Origin of the sequence: Desulfogranum marinum, assembly GCF_963675105.2 — a bacterium.
GTDB lineage: Bacteria > Desulfobacterota > Desulfobulbia > Desulfobulbales > Desulfobulbaceae > Desulfogranum > Desulfogranum marinum.
The window spans coordinates 866,307-881,679 of record NZ_CAXXRO010000004.1 but is presented as its reverse complement, the minus strand read 5'-3'; the positions used below and the strand labels follow the sequence as shown (position 1 = coordinate 881,679).

Below are 15,373 nucleotides of genomic sequence, written 5' to 3'. Positions count from 1 at the left end.
TCGTTATAAAATCGGTACGCGTTATTTGGAAAAAACCAAAAGACCTAAATCCTGCACGTCGAATGTTAGAAAAAATAAATTCTACTATTAAAAACAACATATTGAGCAGGCAATTGATTTGAAGTTCTATTCACTGTTTGAGTGAACCTATTTTTTCTCACCTTCAACGCCCTGCGGGATCGGCAATTTCACCAAATTTGCTACGTTACCGAAGGCTTGAAGTATTTTTACACGTCTGCGCCTCCGGTGCCTCACATCTTCGGCAGGTAGCGTAGACTCCGAAATTTCCAATTGCAGGATTTAGGAAAGATTTACCGAAATATTATCCTCACAAAATATGTATAGTGAGATAATGGAAGGACTCTAAACTGTTAGATATCAAGGACGGCAACCGGTACACTTTGAACTTACGAGTCCTTGGTTAAAATGTGGAGCTAACCAGAGAAGAAATGGAACGAAATTGGAACAAATCAAAAAAACACCCTGGTTAATGTGTTTAATGTCAAGCGGTTGTGTTGTTTTTATCGCTGGACTCAATCCAGCGGGCCTTGCACCCGTGTCGGTTCGATTCCGACCTCCGATTAGCAGGGCGTAGTAAATCATCATACAGGCAACTTTACCATTTAAACCCTGCTGACAATATCTTTCATGTTTTGACGGATCTTTTGGTATTCTTTCTTGCTGATGCCGGCACCGAGAGCAACAGTTTCTGCCATTTCAGCAGAAAGGAAGTCACCCGAATTATGTGCGTCGGCATTAAGGACCAGTGGGGCTCCCGTCTTTGCGGCCATCTTGGCGACATAACCATTAGTCAGGCTGTGCCCTTTCCGACCTGAGAGCTCTAGGTAGATATTGTTTGCAGCCGCAAGTCCGGCATCCTCTTCATTTATAAAGCCAGGGTGAGCCAAGATGTCAACTCCAGCCTCAATCGCTGCCCTGTTTGTGCCGGCGAGGACCGGCTCCACAGGCGTTTCCCCATGTACGACCACCAGTTGAGCGCCTAGTTCGCGGGCTTTTTTTGTCAATGGCTTGATTAACGATGGTGGAACATGAGTCAACTCAACACCGACTATGAGCCTGGTTTTTGTGACGGGATTGAGGTCAGCAGCAGCCAGGGCGATATTTGGGATCAGTATATGTAAATTTGAGGAGTCTGCATGGTCTGTTATGGCAATAGCCTCGTAGCCAAGCGCCTCAACTCTCCGTAGGTGCTCTGATGGAACAAAGGCGCCATCACTGAATAATGTGTGAGTGTGAAGGTCTATCATGTTGTTATCCTTTTAGGACGGGAATCTTGTAAAATAAACTGCTAGTAATCGGTTCTAAAGCTAAGTAATGGCGTGTATTCATCATTCATTTTATCTTTTACCCTAACCCCAGTCTCGCCAATCCTGAAACCCTCCTCAACAAGATACGCTATCTTTCTGACTGCTTTTGAAACGGTCATTCCACCATGTCTAATGTTTGAAATGCAGTTTCGAGCTTCATCGGTTGTACCAGGTTTTGGCTTGCAGGTAATATATGCGCCAAGTGAATTTGGCGAACTCAACCCCGGTCTTTCCCCTATAAGCATCACGACCATTTTTGCCTTTAATAGAGAGCCGATCTCATCTCCGATAGCAACACGCCCGTTGGTAACCATACAAACAGGGGAAGCGCTTAGTGTTGTCTGTTCAACGAGCTTTATTAATCCGTTGGTTACCGCTGCTGCTGTTTCATTTACAGCAGGGGCGGACAAGCCATCGCAGATAACAATACAAAGATCAAAACCGCTCTTCTCGCTACACAATAAATCTCTGGATGTGTGGTTGAGCACCCTCCCCATATCAGGCCTGGTAAGGTATTCCATCCTGGTAGGGGCCATGGAGTGTAGTAACAGCACATTTCTTTTATCAGTCTCCAACGACGAAAGGATGTCACCCGTTTGAACAGGCTGATACACGGCATCTCTTGCTCTTGCATGGGCAAGCTTGAACCTTAGATACTCCTTTAAAGGAAGGCTGATGCCAGCCCTTCCGAGGGCAATTCGGGCGTCGGTATACTGCCGTAACTTTTCCCAGGGATCCTGAGTGATTATTAGTGTGTTTTTACTCATCAAAAGGCCTCCGAGGTCAACCGCAATAGCGTATTCCCATTTTGAATGGATTGCAGTTTGCCTTGGTGATTAAAAATAGACATGCCCTCCAACCATGCGGCGAATTCCGGAGCAGGAGCCAGGTTGAGCAGGTTGCGTATATATGCTGCATCATGAAATGATGTTGATTGATAGTTCAACATGATGTCATCAGCGCCAGGGATGCCCATGATAAAGTTGCACCCTGCATTGCCAAGCAGAGTAAGAAGTATGTCCATGTCGTCCTGGTCGGCTTCAGCATGATTGGTGTAGCAAATATCAACCCCCATGGGCAGGCCCAATAATTTTCCGCAAAAATGATCTTCCAGCCCTGCTCTTTGGATTTGTTTGCCGTTGTAAAGATATTCAGGACCTATAAAACCGACAACGGTGTTGATAAGTAACGGTTTGTATTTCCTTGCAACGCCATATGCCCTTGCTTCCAGTGTCTGTTGGTCAACTCCGTGATGCGCATCCGCAGAAAGGGCACTCCCTTGTCCCGTTTCGAAATACATAACATTCGTGCCGATTGTACCGCGATTCTGGCTCAGGGTTGCGTCCATACCCTGTTTGAGTAGATCAAGAGTTATGCCGAAACTTTTATTGGCTTTTTCTGTTCCTGCAATCGACTGAAAGCAGAGATCCACAGGTGCACCTGCTTCGATAGCTTCAATAGTGGTAGTAACATGGGTTAGAATACAGCTCTGGGTGGGGATTTTGTATTGGGCTATCAGGTCATCAAGCATAAATAGTAACTGCTTGATATTGGCAACGCTATCTGTGGCTGGGTTGATGCCTATCACTGCATCGCCACATCCGTAGCATAGCCCGTCCAGGATAGATGCTACGATGCCGTTCAAGTTATCTGTGGGATGGTTTGGCTGTAACCTGACCGAAAAAGTATTAGGAAGCCCGATGGTATTCCTGAAAGCTGTTATGACGTTACATTTTGAAGCAACCTGAATAAGGTCCTGTATGCGCATGAGTTTTGAGACCGCTGCAACCATTTCCGGCGTTAGGCCTGGCGATAATCTCGCAATCGTTTGGCTGTCTGCCTGATCGGTCAGTAGCCAGTCTCTGAATTCTCCAACCGTAAATGAACTGACCGTTTGAAATGCCACATTGTCATGTTCGTCAAGTATTAAGCGGGATACCTCATCTTCTTCATAAGGGATAATAGGCTCACTTAAAAATCGTTGTAAGGGCGTGTCAGCTAGAGCCATTTGTGCGGTTACCCGGTCTTCTTCATTTTCTGCAGCTATACCGGCAAGAACATCGCCGGACCGAAGAGGTGAGGCTTTTGCTAACAGCTTTTTTAGAGACATCTTTTTCATGGAGTACTCTTCATAAGTTATATCGAAGCGTTTAGGAGTAGTGGTTCTTTTATTTATTGTAATTATGAGGGCTGTGGTTTGAGAGTGATTACCCCCTTAATATTTGCGATATGGTTGCCGGCGTTTATTCAAAAAGTGTCACTTTCCTCTGTCTGCAACGCATTTATGCTAAAACCACATCTTCGATTCGATCCTTAATTTTTAATAATTCCATACTTTTTCTAGCCTTTTTGTCAGTAAATAAAACATCAATATTTTCTGTTGGGCAAAATCCCACACGGCTGGTTCGACCGAGTTTTGTTGAGTCTGCCAGTAAGTAAGACAGCTTGCTATTATCAATCATCGCTCTGGCGATTTCTGCTTCAGCGGGGTCGAAACTTGTCGCACCGTAGTGGGCATCCAGGCCGACCGGTGAGAGGAGTGCTATATCTGCATGGTGACGGAAAATTTCAGCTATTGTCTTTTCACCAAAGGTTGCCGGGAGAGAGTCGTGTAGCATTCCACCGAGGAGAATCGTCGTAATAGAATTTGCAAGTCGGCATTTTTCAACTGAGAGTCTTTGGGCGACGAAAAGCGAGTTTGTTATTACTGTAATCCCAGTTGTTTTTGCCAACTCTTCTGCCAGTATCGAGGTGGTGCTGCCGGCATCAATAAACAAGGTGTGGCCACTTTTAATTCGTGAAGCCACTGCTTTTGCAATAGCTTTTTTCTCTTTCCTTTGTTCATTATTTCTTAAGGTTATCGGTGGCTCGTGCTCTGGGTCAAGAGCGATCGCTCCGCCTCTTATTTTTTTTAATTCACCAAGTTGTTCCATTTCAGAGAAATCTCTTCTGATGGTTTCTCTTGATGTGTCCAAATCTTCAGCCGCTCTTTTTATGGTGACCCTGCCATAGGTTTGCAAAAGAGTTCGTATTTTCTGGAATCGCTCTTCTTTCCACATGTATCCTGTACCGTAATTTCTTTGTGGGGAGTGGCAGATGCTGCTCAGCTGCAAAAAAACAAAATTGTAATAAATTTTTAACCAGTTTCTCTGAATTCTACTTTGTAAAAGTAATTACACAAATATGAAAAAAAATGATAGACAAAAAACCACAAAAGTGCAAAAGTGGGCAAAATGTCACACGGGATGTAATCAAATTCTAGGAAACTAAATACCAATGGAGGGTAAGATGAGGGGTTTCAATATGCAAAATGTGAAAATATTGGCCACGGGTATCTTTATGGGCTTGGCTTTTTGTTCTCAGGTGCAGGCTGGAGAAATCACAGTGTACAGCGCTTTGGAGGAAGACGAGATAGCAGATTATCTTGCAGTGGCTAAAAAATCATTACCGGATATCGAGATAAATGTGCTCCGTCTTTCAACAGGAGATCTTGGTGCAAGGGTAATTGCCGAGTCTGCAAATCCACAAGCAGATGTTATCTGGGGTTTTGCAGTAACAAATATGGCTGATAAAAAAATTCTTTCACAGCTCGAACCATATAAAGCTGTAAACTCAGAGTCTTTGCCTGCCCAGTATCGGGCTGAAGATGATTCCTGGTTTGCAGCCACTGGATACATGGGCGCTCTTTGCGTTAATACTGCTGTTTTAGAGTCTAAAAAGCTTCCAATGCCAAAGTCGTGGTCTGATTTGACTAACCCTGTCTACAAAGGTGAGGTTGTCATGCCCAACCCGGCATCATCGGGTACAGGGTATCTTCAAGTCGCAGCAATCATACAAGGGGCTGGTGAGGAGGCTGGCTGGAAACTCATAGATGAAATGGATGATAACATGGCGCAGTATACATCATCCGGCTCCAAGCCATGTAAGATGGCACGAGCAGGCGAGTATGCAATAGGTGCTTCCCTTTCCTTTGTTGCAATGAAATCTGTGGAAATGGGATACCCCGTTTCTATGGTAATTCCTTCTGATTGGGCAGGTTACGAGCTCGAGGCTTCAGGCCTTTTGGCTGGGTCAAAGAACAAAGAAGATGCTAAAAAATTCCTGGACTGGACCCTTTCGCAAGAAGCTGCGGAATTATACACCAAATACAAGGCAATTATAACAATTCCTGGATCAAAACCTTCAGAAATGGCAACAGCCGCAGGCCTCCCGGAAAATCTATCAGAAGTCCTCTATCCCGTAGATTTTGCAAAATCTGCTAAGGAAAGACCAGAGATATTAAAAAAGTGGAGCGCAACCACTGCGAAATAATGTCCAGCAGAAAACAATCAATATGTAAAACAATGCACTTTGAGCCTGGTAAGTATTAAAAAATGAAACTGTCAATTGAAAACCTGTACAAAACGTTCAGCGGTTTTGTTGCCTTGGACCGTATCAGCATGGAGGTGGGTGAAAATGAGTTCGTCTGTCTTTTAGGGCCGAGTGGTTGCGGGAAAACCACGCTACTGCGAATTATTGCAGGGCTGCTTGACTTTGACGGTGGAGTCATGAGGCTTGGAGGTAATGACCTGGTCGAAATTGCAGCTCGTGACAGAGGGTTTGGTCTTGTCTTTCAATCGTACTCGCTTTTTCCAAATATGACGGTGAAAGAAAATGTGGGATACGGGCTCAAGGTACAAAAAGTTGACAAAAAAGAAATAAGTGAAAGGGTAGCAACGCTCCTCGAACTCATTAAATTACCTGATTTAGCTGATAGATATCCCCATCAATTATCCGGAGGTCAGCAACAGCGCGTAGCCATTGCTCGGGCACTTGCTGTAGAGCCCACATTGTTGCTCCTTGATGAACCTCTTTCAGCTCTTGATGCCAGGGTGAGGGCAGAGATGCGTTTTGAGATTCGTGAGATGCAGCAACGTCTTGGAATACCGACAATCATGGTTACTCACGACCAGGAAGAGGCTTTGACCATGGCTGATAAGATTATCTGCATGAAGGATGGCCGTATTGAGCAGATTGGTACGCCTCGAGAATTATATGCAGAGCCGGCAACTCGGTTTGTTGCTGATTTTGTTGGAGTGAGCAATATTTTACCTACTGCCTGGATTCGAAAAAATTTACCACAGATGATGGAATCGAGGCCAGGGGGAAAAGAGGGTGACTTTGAGTTTGCAGTTCGTCCAGAGCAATTGGTTGTTGATGACCAAAAGGGAGGGGCTGAGATTAAGGACATGCAATACTTGGGGAATTTGAGCAGGGTAACTCTGGACTGGTATGGAGAAGATGTGGTTGTTGAAATGCAGGGCTATCCAAAATTTACAGAGGCTTCTTCTATTCATGTTACTGTAGCAGATGGATGTGGCAGGTGGGTGAAAGTATGAGCAGCGCGGTGGCACAACAATGGTTTAAAAACAGTCAGCTTGTCGGCGATAAGTTGCTGGTCACCTCAGCAGTTTTTTTTCCATTGATTGGTTTATGTATATTCTTTTGCTACCCGTTATTTTTGGTGGCAGGAAAGAGCTTGCAACTAGCCGATGGCACCTACGGTATAGCAAACTACATAAATGTCCTTAAGTCTCCAGGCATTGTAAAGGCCGTTTGCAATAGTATGGTACTCAGTGTCAGCACTACTGCTTTTTGCCTGTTTTTTGGTTTTGCGGTAGCTTTTGCCCTGCAGCGATCCGGGATTGGAGGAAAACGATACCTAAAAGGCGCTCTATCGCTGCCATTACTTGCCCCGTCCCTTGTTCAGGCACTTGGTCTTTTGTTTTTGCTTGGAAGAAATGGTTTAGTGCACAAGTGGACGGGGTGGGATATTGAAATTTATGGCTTCTGGGGGTTGCTCATTGCAAATATTTTGTATGGCTTGCCCCAGGCGATACTGATAATCGAGGCTGCACTGCGCCAATCTGACGCACGATATTATGAAGCTGCGGAGATTCTTGGCGCTTCCAAGTGGAAGCAGTTTTTTGATATTACCCTGCCAAATGCAAAGTTTGGTATTCTAAGTGCCGGTTTTGTAGTTTTCACAGTCACCATAACCGATTTTGGTAATGCCGCTGTGATTGGCGGCAATTATAAAGTTCTGGCTACGGAAATTTACAGCCAGGTTGTGGGCCAGATGAATTTTGGGATGGGCGCAGTGATTGGTATCCTTCTTCTTTTGCCGACCTTGATTGCAGTCTATATTGAAAGGGTTGCCTCACAAAAACAATTTGGAGGTTCCTCTGAAAGTGCCATACCTGTATCGACGGACTTTTATGCAAAACGAGATGTGCCGCTTGGAGTGTTTGTCCATACCATTGCATCAATAGCCGTGCTTGTTGTAATGACGGTAATCATGGCAAGTTTTATAAAACTGTGGCCTTACCGCATGACATTTACCCTCGCTAACTACAACATAACGCTTAGTGGTGGATATACGCCTCTTTGGACATCTTTGCTGGTTTCTGTTGAAGCCGCAGTTCTTGGGGTTGTTTTCCTGTTTGCCCTGGCCTTCAGCATGAAAAGAATTCCTCCAAAATTGGCAAAGCTAGTCTATCTGCTGGCTGTCCTGCCAGTGGGTGTTCCAGGGCTGGTTTTAGGTATTTCATATGTTCTTGCCTTTAATGTGAGTGATAATATGCTGGGGATGCTGTATGGCAGTAGTTTTTTGATAGCTCTCTGTAATTTTTACCACTACCATTCACAAGGTTTCCTGACCATGATAACAGGGGTCCGCGCAGTGCCTCCTGCTTTAGAGGAGACGGTCTCCTGTTTTGGCGGCGGAAATGTAAGAATTCTTCGCGATGCTGTTTTGCCATTTATGGGGCCAACCATAATATCTGTCTTCTTTTTTATCTTCATGCGATCCATGGTAACTCTTTCAGCTGTTATTTTTCTTATTTCATCAAAAGTAAGCGTAGCCGCAGTCTCAGTGATGAGACTCGACGAGGCTGGATTCACGTCTCAGGCGGCAGCTTTCTCAACCTGTATCATGATTACTGTGATTCTTGCGATGGGCTTGATGAACTCACTCATTTACCTCTATTCAATAAGTGGCGCCGGAAAAGAGGCAAGTAGCGATCAACAAGGAATAGAGAAAAGGGGACTTGCAAGGATGGTCGATCGGACATACTGTTGGTCAAGTACGTAGCCTTTGAATTTGAGTTGATCCCCGGAAATGTGTAAATATCAACAGCTTATTTTTTGTTAACATTGTCAGGTTACATCTCGCAATAAGGCCGTAAATTGTAGAATGTAGATGCCTACTGTTTATCCTTTTGAAAAAGCGCAAATTTCGCGCTCCCCTTAGCGAAAGGTGTTTGCAACAATGTCATATATATCTAAACCATCTGCTGAGCCCTGCGTAACGACCTTCGATGAGTTTGTTCGATTAGCTGATTATTCTCTGATGGACACCTTGAATGCCGACCCTGATGCCACCGGAGATGGTGATGATCACTGTGCCCGTCAGGTTTTTTCCGGTCATTTCGTACCTGTGAACCCCACGCCACTTGCAGAACCGGAATATGTAACCCATAGCAGCACTTTTTTTAATGAACTTGGGCTAAGCGACGAACTGGCGCTTAATGTACAATTTCGCCGGGTATTCTCTGGTGATCTCTCTGCTACGCATGAGCCTATGCGTCAGGTTGGCTGGGCGACTGGCTATGCATTGTCGATTTATGGCACCGAATATACCCAGCAATGTCCATTTGGTACCGGCAATGGTTATGGTGATGGTCGGGCGATATCTGTATTTGAAGGAATACTCAATGGGCAGCGCTGGGAAATGCAATTGAAAGGTGGCGGCACAACGCCTTATTGCCGTGGTGCCGACGGACGCGCAGTACTACGTTCAAGTGTGCGTGAATTTCTAGCGCAAGAATATATGCAGGCTTTAGGTGTTCCAACATCGCGCTCTTTAACACTGTATGTTTCTAAATCTGAGACCGTTACCCGGCCTTGGTATTCTCAAGACTCCCACTCCACCGATCCTGATATCTTGGTGGACAATCCTGTGGCGATTTCAACTCGCGTTGCACCATCCTTTTTGCGCGTTGGTCAGCTGGAGTTGTTTGCCCGCCGCGCTCGCAGCAATGCTCATCCTGGAGCACTAGAAGAGTTGCGCATGATTGTTTCGCATTTAATTGAGCGAGAATACAAAAGCAACATTAATCAACACCTTGTTTTTGCAGATCAATTGGTTGAGTTGGCTAAGCAATTTCGCCGGCGTCTTACTTCACTGGTGGCCAATTGGCAACGGGTTGGTTACTGCCAGGGTAATTACAACAGTGACAACTGCGCTGCAGGTGGCTTTACCCTCGACTATGGACCGTTTGGATTCTGTGAAGTATTTGACCCTGATTTTCAACCTTGGACTGGTGGCGGCGAACACTTTTCATTCTTTAATCAGCCAATCGCAGCGGAAGCGAATTACCATATGTTTTGGACAGCTGTGAGACCGTTACTCGCAGAAGATACTGAAGCTTTAGAACGTTTCGACCAAGTGCGCCATGGCTTTGCAGAAGCAATGCAAAAACAAATCCAAAAAATGTGGGCGGCCAAACTTGGCTTGACTGAATATAACCCGAAGCTATTAAAAAAATTAATGCAGTTAATGATCCACTCAGAGGTAGATTACATCATTTTCTTCCGTGAGTTATCCCATATACCAGCGGATGTTTCAGCATTGAAAAAGAGCTTCTACGTTAAAACTTCACAACAACTCGATGAGCAATGGCAAGCTTGGCTGACAAGCTGGCGCGATCTCGTCTTTAAAGACGGCAACTTGGCTGAGATATCAGCAAGTATGAAACAGACTAACCCAAAATACGCATGGCGAGAGTGGTTGATCGTCCCCGCCTACCAACAGGCCATGCAGGGCGACTACACTTTAGTTAGAGAGTTGCAGGAAGTACTTAGCTACCCATATGATGAGCAATCACAAGAAGTAGAGGATAAATACTATCGTCTAAAGCCTAGGGCGTTTTTTAACGTTGGTGGCGTGTCGCACTATAGCTGTTCATCTTGATTTTGAATAAAAAATGAAAAATTGAAATCAGATTTGTCCTGCTGGTCACAGCTAACGTGCCTGATCCGCCACTTTATTGTTGCCACATCAAAGGTCTGAAAATCTTACCAGTGGCTTTATTTGGCCTTATTCTCGTGAGGGTATCACCTGGAGGGAGTGTTAGCCTGACCGTACTTACTCCCAAGGTAGGAAAAGTGAATTTTTAGCCCACTATAGTGCCGGCTTTGCGAGGTGCTCTTTGCAGTATTCACCTTAAAACCACCGCCACGCTTGCCATCAACTCTTTACCTTACCGTTTACCGCGGTCTTTCCCTGTTTGATTTTTTCTCGGTGGAGAACAAGCTCTATCGCGATAGTTTTTACTGTTATTTTTTTACTATTCATCTCCCGTTGAATTGTATGTCAACAGCCTTACTCTATTAGTTATAGAAGCGATGAAGCAGTAGAGTAGAACTTAAGATGAAATTCTCGCTGCCTACTGGCTGTACTCAAAAGATAGGATCAAGACCCAATATAAAAATTATTTTTGAATATAAACGGAGGATGTTATGCAAGGTCAAATTATTTCTCAAGAATTCAATAGAATGGTATGGGTAAGGGATAAAAATCGTGCACAATACTCTTGCTACATTGATAGAGATCGTAAGGTAACAAATAAAGAAGATCTCTCCGAAAATGAACAAAACAGTTGTATGAATCTAAACCTTGTTTTAGGTGACAGCTGGTAGCAGCATGATTACCCTATAATTCCCCTCACTGCGCCCTCTGGTATTTTTTTACAGAGGGCGTTGTTGTTTATAGTTGTGGAGTGGGGGGATGATTCTATTTTAGAAAATTTCGGCTGCTGAGCATCGATATTGGGATTAACAGATTGACCAAAAAAATTGCCGTGCCTGCTCCCAAAGTAGGATCACTGAGTTCTTAGCCCAATATAGTGCAGGTTTTGCGAGGTCCTCTTGCGGGATTTACGTTAATAGCACATGTAAATGAGTTGCCCCCACCAGGCTTGCCACCAAACCTTCGTCGCTTATCATAGATGTCCTCGATAAATTTGCTGCTGATTTAAAATACGGCGGTTTTTCCCAATCCCTCTTCGTGACACCTGACAGGAATAGTATTAACCAGCGATAAAGGTACGAAATTTATATCTTGGGCTTGGCAATGTTAAGTCCAAAGCACAGGTGTTGAAATTACCCGATAAGGAACAATTTCAGCTTTCACTTTTACTTAAATGGTTATAGTTACTTAGAGATTCTTTTCATAATGGTTTTCAGAAGTACTGTTCTAATTTATTTTTTTATGATTGAATAAAGTTATATAGTTTAAACGAAAATAATTACGGTGAGCTTGATAAAATTAGGATGTCTTATGTCTAAAAAACCAAGCTATGAAGAATTGGAACAACGAGTTCTGGAATTAGAATTGGCTGAATCTGAGCGAATTCTCATGGATGAAGCCGCCAGAAATACCTCTGATCTCCTGTCCTTATTTATAAAGGATTCCCCTATATACTCATTCCTTAAAAAAGTATCCCAAAAGGAGAGTAAAGTCCTTTTGGTAAGCGATAATTATATTGATATGTGTGGTATTCCTGCTTCAGAAATGGTCGGAAAGACAATGGGTGAACTCTTCCCCCATGAGTTCGCTGCAAAAATTACACACGACGATATAGATGCCATTAATAACAGGAAAAAATTGAAACTTTATGAAGAACTGAATGGCAAACATTACATTACATACAAATTCCCTATCAGTCAGGGGGAGGGAGAATATCTGGCTGGGTACACGATCGACATAACAGATTTAGAACAGACACGAGAAGATTTAGTCCACATATTTAACATGTCACTCGACATGATTTGTATTGCCGATATCAACACAGCAACCTTCCTCAAGGTTAATTCCGCATTTACAAACATATTAGGCTACAGCCAAGAAGAACTATTAAATAAGCCCTTTTTAGATTTTATTCACCCAGAGGACCTGGATGAAACCGTTGATATAATTAAGAATAAACTGCAAATTGGTGCCAAAGTTATTAATTTTGATAACCGGTATCGATGCAAAGACGGTAGCTATCGCTGGCTGAGTTGGGTATCTCATGCGAATGTTGGAAAAGGTTTGACCTATGCCATTGCTCGCGATATCACCGAGTCGAAAAAGGTTGAAGAATCCCTGCGAGAGAGTGAGCGGAAGTATCGCAACCTTTATCATTACGCCCATGTTGGCCTCTTTGAAACAAGCTTGAAAAACGGAAAGATTGTGGCTTGCAACCAGCGCTATTGCGATTTGGCTGGATTCCCTAACATCGAAAGTGCAATCGGCAAGGATGTATTGCAGCTTTATGAAAATCCTGCTGATCGTGAAAAAATAAAAAATATCTTACGAGAACAAGGTTATATCTCTGACCACGTGATTCAGATAAAAAATTGCACTACTGGAGAGCTCCTCTGGGTAGAATTCAGTGCTCGAATAGATTCATCCACTGATATAGCCGAGGGAACGATCATGGATATCACCGGTCGCAAGCAGGCTGAAGAGGAAAAGCTCAAACTGCAAGAGCGACTTAGTCGCGCAGAGAGGATGGAGTCGCTAGGAATTCTGGCAGGTGGAGTAGCCCATGATCTCAATAATGTACTGGGTGTAGTCCTCGGCCATGCTGAATTACTTCTCTTGAAAGCAGATGAGTTAAGTTCAACTAGACACTCGCTTAAGTCGATTATGAAGGGAGGTCAGAAGGCAGCAGCAATTGTTGATGATCTACTGACCCTTGCCAGACGTGGTGTTGCCAGAAGGGATGTCCTGAATCTCAACACGATAGTTGTTGATTGCCAACAATCTCCGGAAATCGAGAGTTTACTCCTTCACCACCCCTCGGTAAAGATCAAAACTGAACTTGAGTCGGATTTGCTGAACATTTCCGGCTCTTCCGTACATCTCGGCAAGTCCTTATATAACCTTATTTCTAATGCAAGTGAAGCTATGCCGAAAGGCGGTACTGTTACCATTAAGACAACTAACCAGTATCTAGACAAGCCTGTGCATGGCTATGACAAGATTGATGATGGGGACTATGTTGTTCTATCCGTGTCCGATGAGGGAGAAGGTATTGATGAGGCGGATACCAAGAGGATCTTCGAGCCATTCTATACAAAGAAAGTCATGGGAAAAAGTGGAACAGGATTAGGGCTGGCTGTGGTCTGGGGTACGGTGAAGGATCATCAAGGTTACATCAACATTCAGAGTAAAGTAGGAAAAGGAAGCACGTTTACCCTTTTTTTCCCCGTAACGAGGAAACAATTTCCCACCAAACATATTTCCGCAACAATTTCTGAATACATGGGGAATGGTGAATCCATTCTCATTGTGGATGATGTTCAGGAGCAGCGTGAGATTGCAACAGTAATACTTGAAGAATTGAACTACAGCGTCTCAAGTGTAAAAAGTGGGGAAGAAGCTGTGGCATATTTGAAGGAAAACCAGGTCGACTTGATGGTTTTGGATATGATCATGGACCCTGGCATGGATGGATTAGAGACATACAAGAGCGTGCTTGAATTTTATCCTGAACAAAAGGCGATTGTCGTGAGTGGTTTTTCAGAATCAAATCGAGTGAAAGCTGTCCAGTCGCTTGGCGCTGGCACCTATGTAAAAAAGCCCTATGTTATCGAGAAAATTGGACTGGCTGTAAAGGAAGAACTAAATCGGGCCCGTTGAAGAAGTTATGAATAATCTGTCAACGCTTAATATTGAAATTCCACTGATAGCTGCTCATTGAATTTTAAATAATTCTATAGAGTTGAGGCTATTAGCGTGGGACTACAGTGGCACACCTTATCGAAATAGTTGAGGCTAGTAGTGCCAAGGTTAACCATTTCAGGAATCCTGCAACTTAGGACTAATTCCTGTCCATGACCGATGATGACAAGTCGGTGTTTAACTCCATATCCTCCCAAAAATGTTACTGCATTTCCATGATCACTGGAGGGGCCACCATCATGTTTCTAACACAAAAGCATGTGGTGAGGCGCTCTGGCTGGCAATATTGCCGTATCAACGAGAAAAAAGAAAAGAAGAGGACGGTGCCCCTCTATCATTTGAAAATGAGCAGGAATATAGAGGTTGCAGGAGCCGTTTAATGTCTTGCAAGAATTGCTGGTAAGGTTAAACCGTACGTCAAATGGCCTGTCTGCTGCCGTTTTCGGCACTAAAATCCGGTTCAATTTACCTTCATCAGGAGTTATTTCCGAAATGGACAGGAATAGTGTAAACTCGCAGGGTTGCTAAAATGTTTAACATTGCCAATACTAGCCTATGCCATTGTGATATCGTGTGCCCCTGTAACCTCTCATGGAGAAGTTACAGGTTGCAGCTTGCCTGATTGTGTTAGGTTTTGAAATCGAATAGAGGAGAATAGTTTTTCACATCCAAGTGTCGGTAAGGGTCCATACTTTGATGAAGTATGTCGATAATATCGACGTGTTTTCTAGCTTTGCGGTAATAAATAACGTGTGATCCGGCCAAAAAACTTAAATAGCCTTTTTTGATTTCTCCACGTTTCCGACCCATATCCGGACTTTCTGCGATCATCCGCAGCTTTTTCTCAATCAGCTTCAAATACGAGATGGTCTGCTCATGACCGAATTGTTCAAATGAATAGGCTTTAATATTACGCAAGCTCTCTTGCGCATTTGGAGAAAGAATATAGGTCATATCAGCCAATTAACTCATCCATAAAGGCTTGACCGTCACCCCCCTGTCCCTTATCAAGCTGCGCTTCACCTTCGGCCAGTTTAACGCGTAACGCTTCCAGCTTGGTTTCCTCAACCTCCAAAAGCCTCAAACCTGCGCGCACAGCTTCGCTTGTATTATCAAAGCGGCCTTGAGAAATTTTTGATTTGATAAAATTCGAAAAATGATCACCTAAAGTTACACTGGTATTTCTTTGCATATAATATCCTCCACTAAAAAATTTGTACCAATATATAATACACATTTTGTCAAAAGATATCAGCTTTTATTTATGACCACC

The 15,373-nt window shown here is 43.8% G+C and carries 12 protein-coding genes; 6 read left to right on the top strand and 6 right to left on the bottom strand.

What is annotated here, in order from left to right:
* Positions 1–623 precede the first annotated feature (623 nt).
* From ACHZCY_RS12780 to ACHZCY_RS12765, 4 genes are all read right to left on the bottom strand, one after another.
* Positions 624–1,268, bottom strand: coding sequence for a histidinol phosphate phosphatase domain-containing protein (locus tag ACHZCY_RS12780; protein ID WP_205224793.1), 645 nt, complete (start codon positions 1,266–1,268; stop codon positions 624–626).
* 41 nt (positions 1,269–1,309) lie between these two features.
* Complete coding sequence (eutC, locus tag ACHZCY_RS12775; RefSeq protein ID WP_319549154.1) at positions 1,310–2,095, bottom strand: ethanolamine ammonia-lyase subunit EutC; 786 nt, start codon at positions 2,093–2,095, stop codon at positions 1,310–1,312.
* Positions 2,095–3,447, bottom strand: a complete 1,353-nt coding sequence (locus ACHZCY_RS12770) for an ethanolamine ammonia-lyase subunit EutB (protein WP_319549153.1) — start codon at positions 3,445–3,447, stop codon at positions 2,095–2,097. Before ACHZCY_RS12770 ends, eutC begins: the two co-directional genes overlap by 1 nt.
* 163 nt (positions 3,448–3,610) lie before the next feature.
* Positions 3,611–4,387, bottom strand: coding sequence for a DeoR/GlpR family DNA-binding transcription regulator (locus ACHZCY_RS12765; RefSeq protein WP_319549152.1), 777 nt, complete (start codon positions 4,385–4,387; stop codon positions 3,611–3,613).
* Positions 4,388–4,667: 280 nt separating this feature from the next.
* Here ACHZCY_RS12765 and ACHZCY_RS12760 point away from each other — a divergent pair, with 280 nt between their 5' ends.
* The 6 genes from ACHZCY_RS12760 (at position 4,668) to ACHZCY_RS12735 (ending at position 14,058) form a co-directional block, all read left to right on the top strand.
* Complete coding sequence (locus ACHZCY_RS12760) at positions 4,668–5,639, top strand: ABC transporter substrate-binding protein (RefSeq protein WP_394713436.1); 972 nt, start codon at positions 4,668–4,670, stop codon at positions 5,637–5,639.
* A gap of 62 nt (positions 5,640–5,701) precedes the next feature.
* A complete protein-coding gene (locus ACHZCY_RS12755; protein WP_319549150.1) occupies positions 5,702–6,706 on the top strand; it encodes an ABC transporter ATP-binding protein in 1,005 nt (334 codons plus the stop codon).
* Positions 6,703–8,460, top strand: a complete 1,758-nt coding sequence (locus ACHZCY_RS12750; RefSeq protein ID WP_319549149.1) for an ABC transporter permease subunit — start codon at positions 6,703–6,705, stop codon at positions 8,458–8,460. Before ACHZCY_RS12755 ends, ACHZCY_RS12750 begins: the two co-directional genes overlap by 4 nt.
* 177 nt (positions 8,461–8,637) lie before the next feature.
* Positions 8,638–10,341, top strand: coding sequence for a protein adenylyltransferase SelO (locus ACHZCY_RS12745; RefSeq protein WP_319549148.1), 1,704 nt, complete (start codon positions 8,638–8,640; stop codon positions 10,339–10,341).
* Between the two features lie 548 nt (positions 10,342–10,889).
* Complete coding sequence (locus tag ACHZCY_RS12740; protein WP_205224785.1) at positions 10,890–11,069, top strand: hypothetical protein; 180 nt, start codon at positions 10,890–10,892, stop codon at positions 11,067–11,069.
* A gap of 640 nt (positions 11,070–11,709) precedes the next feature.
* Positions 11,710–14,058, top strand: coding sequence for a PAS domain S-box protein (locus tag ACHZCY_RS12735; protein WP_319549147.1), 2,349 nt, complete (start codon positions 11,710–11,712; stop codon positions 14,056–14,058).
* A 669-nt stretch (positions 14,059–14,727) separates the two neighbouring features.
* On the opposite strand, the gene ACHZCY_RS12730 is transcribed toward ACHZCY_RS12735, so the two are convergent.
* Complete coding sequence (locus ACHZCY_RS12730; protein WP_319550218.1) at positions 14,728–15,054, bottom strand: type II toxin-antitoxin system RelE/ParE family toxin; 327 nt, start codon at positions 15,052–15,054, stop codon at positions 14,728–14,730.
* Between the two features lies 1 nt (position 15,055).
* Entirely contained in the window at positions 15,056–15,292 is a 237-nt protein-coding gene (locus ACHZCY_RS12725; protein ID WP_319549146.1) for a type II toxin-antitoxin system ParD family antitoxin, read from the bottom strand.
* Positions 15,293–15,373 lie beyond the last annotated feature (81 nt).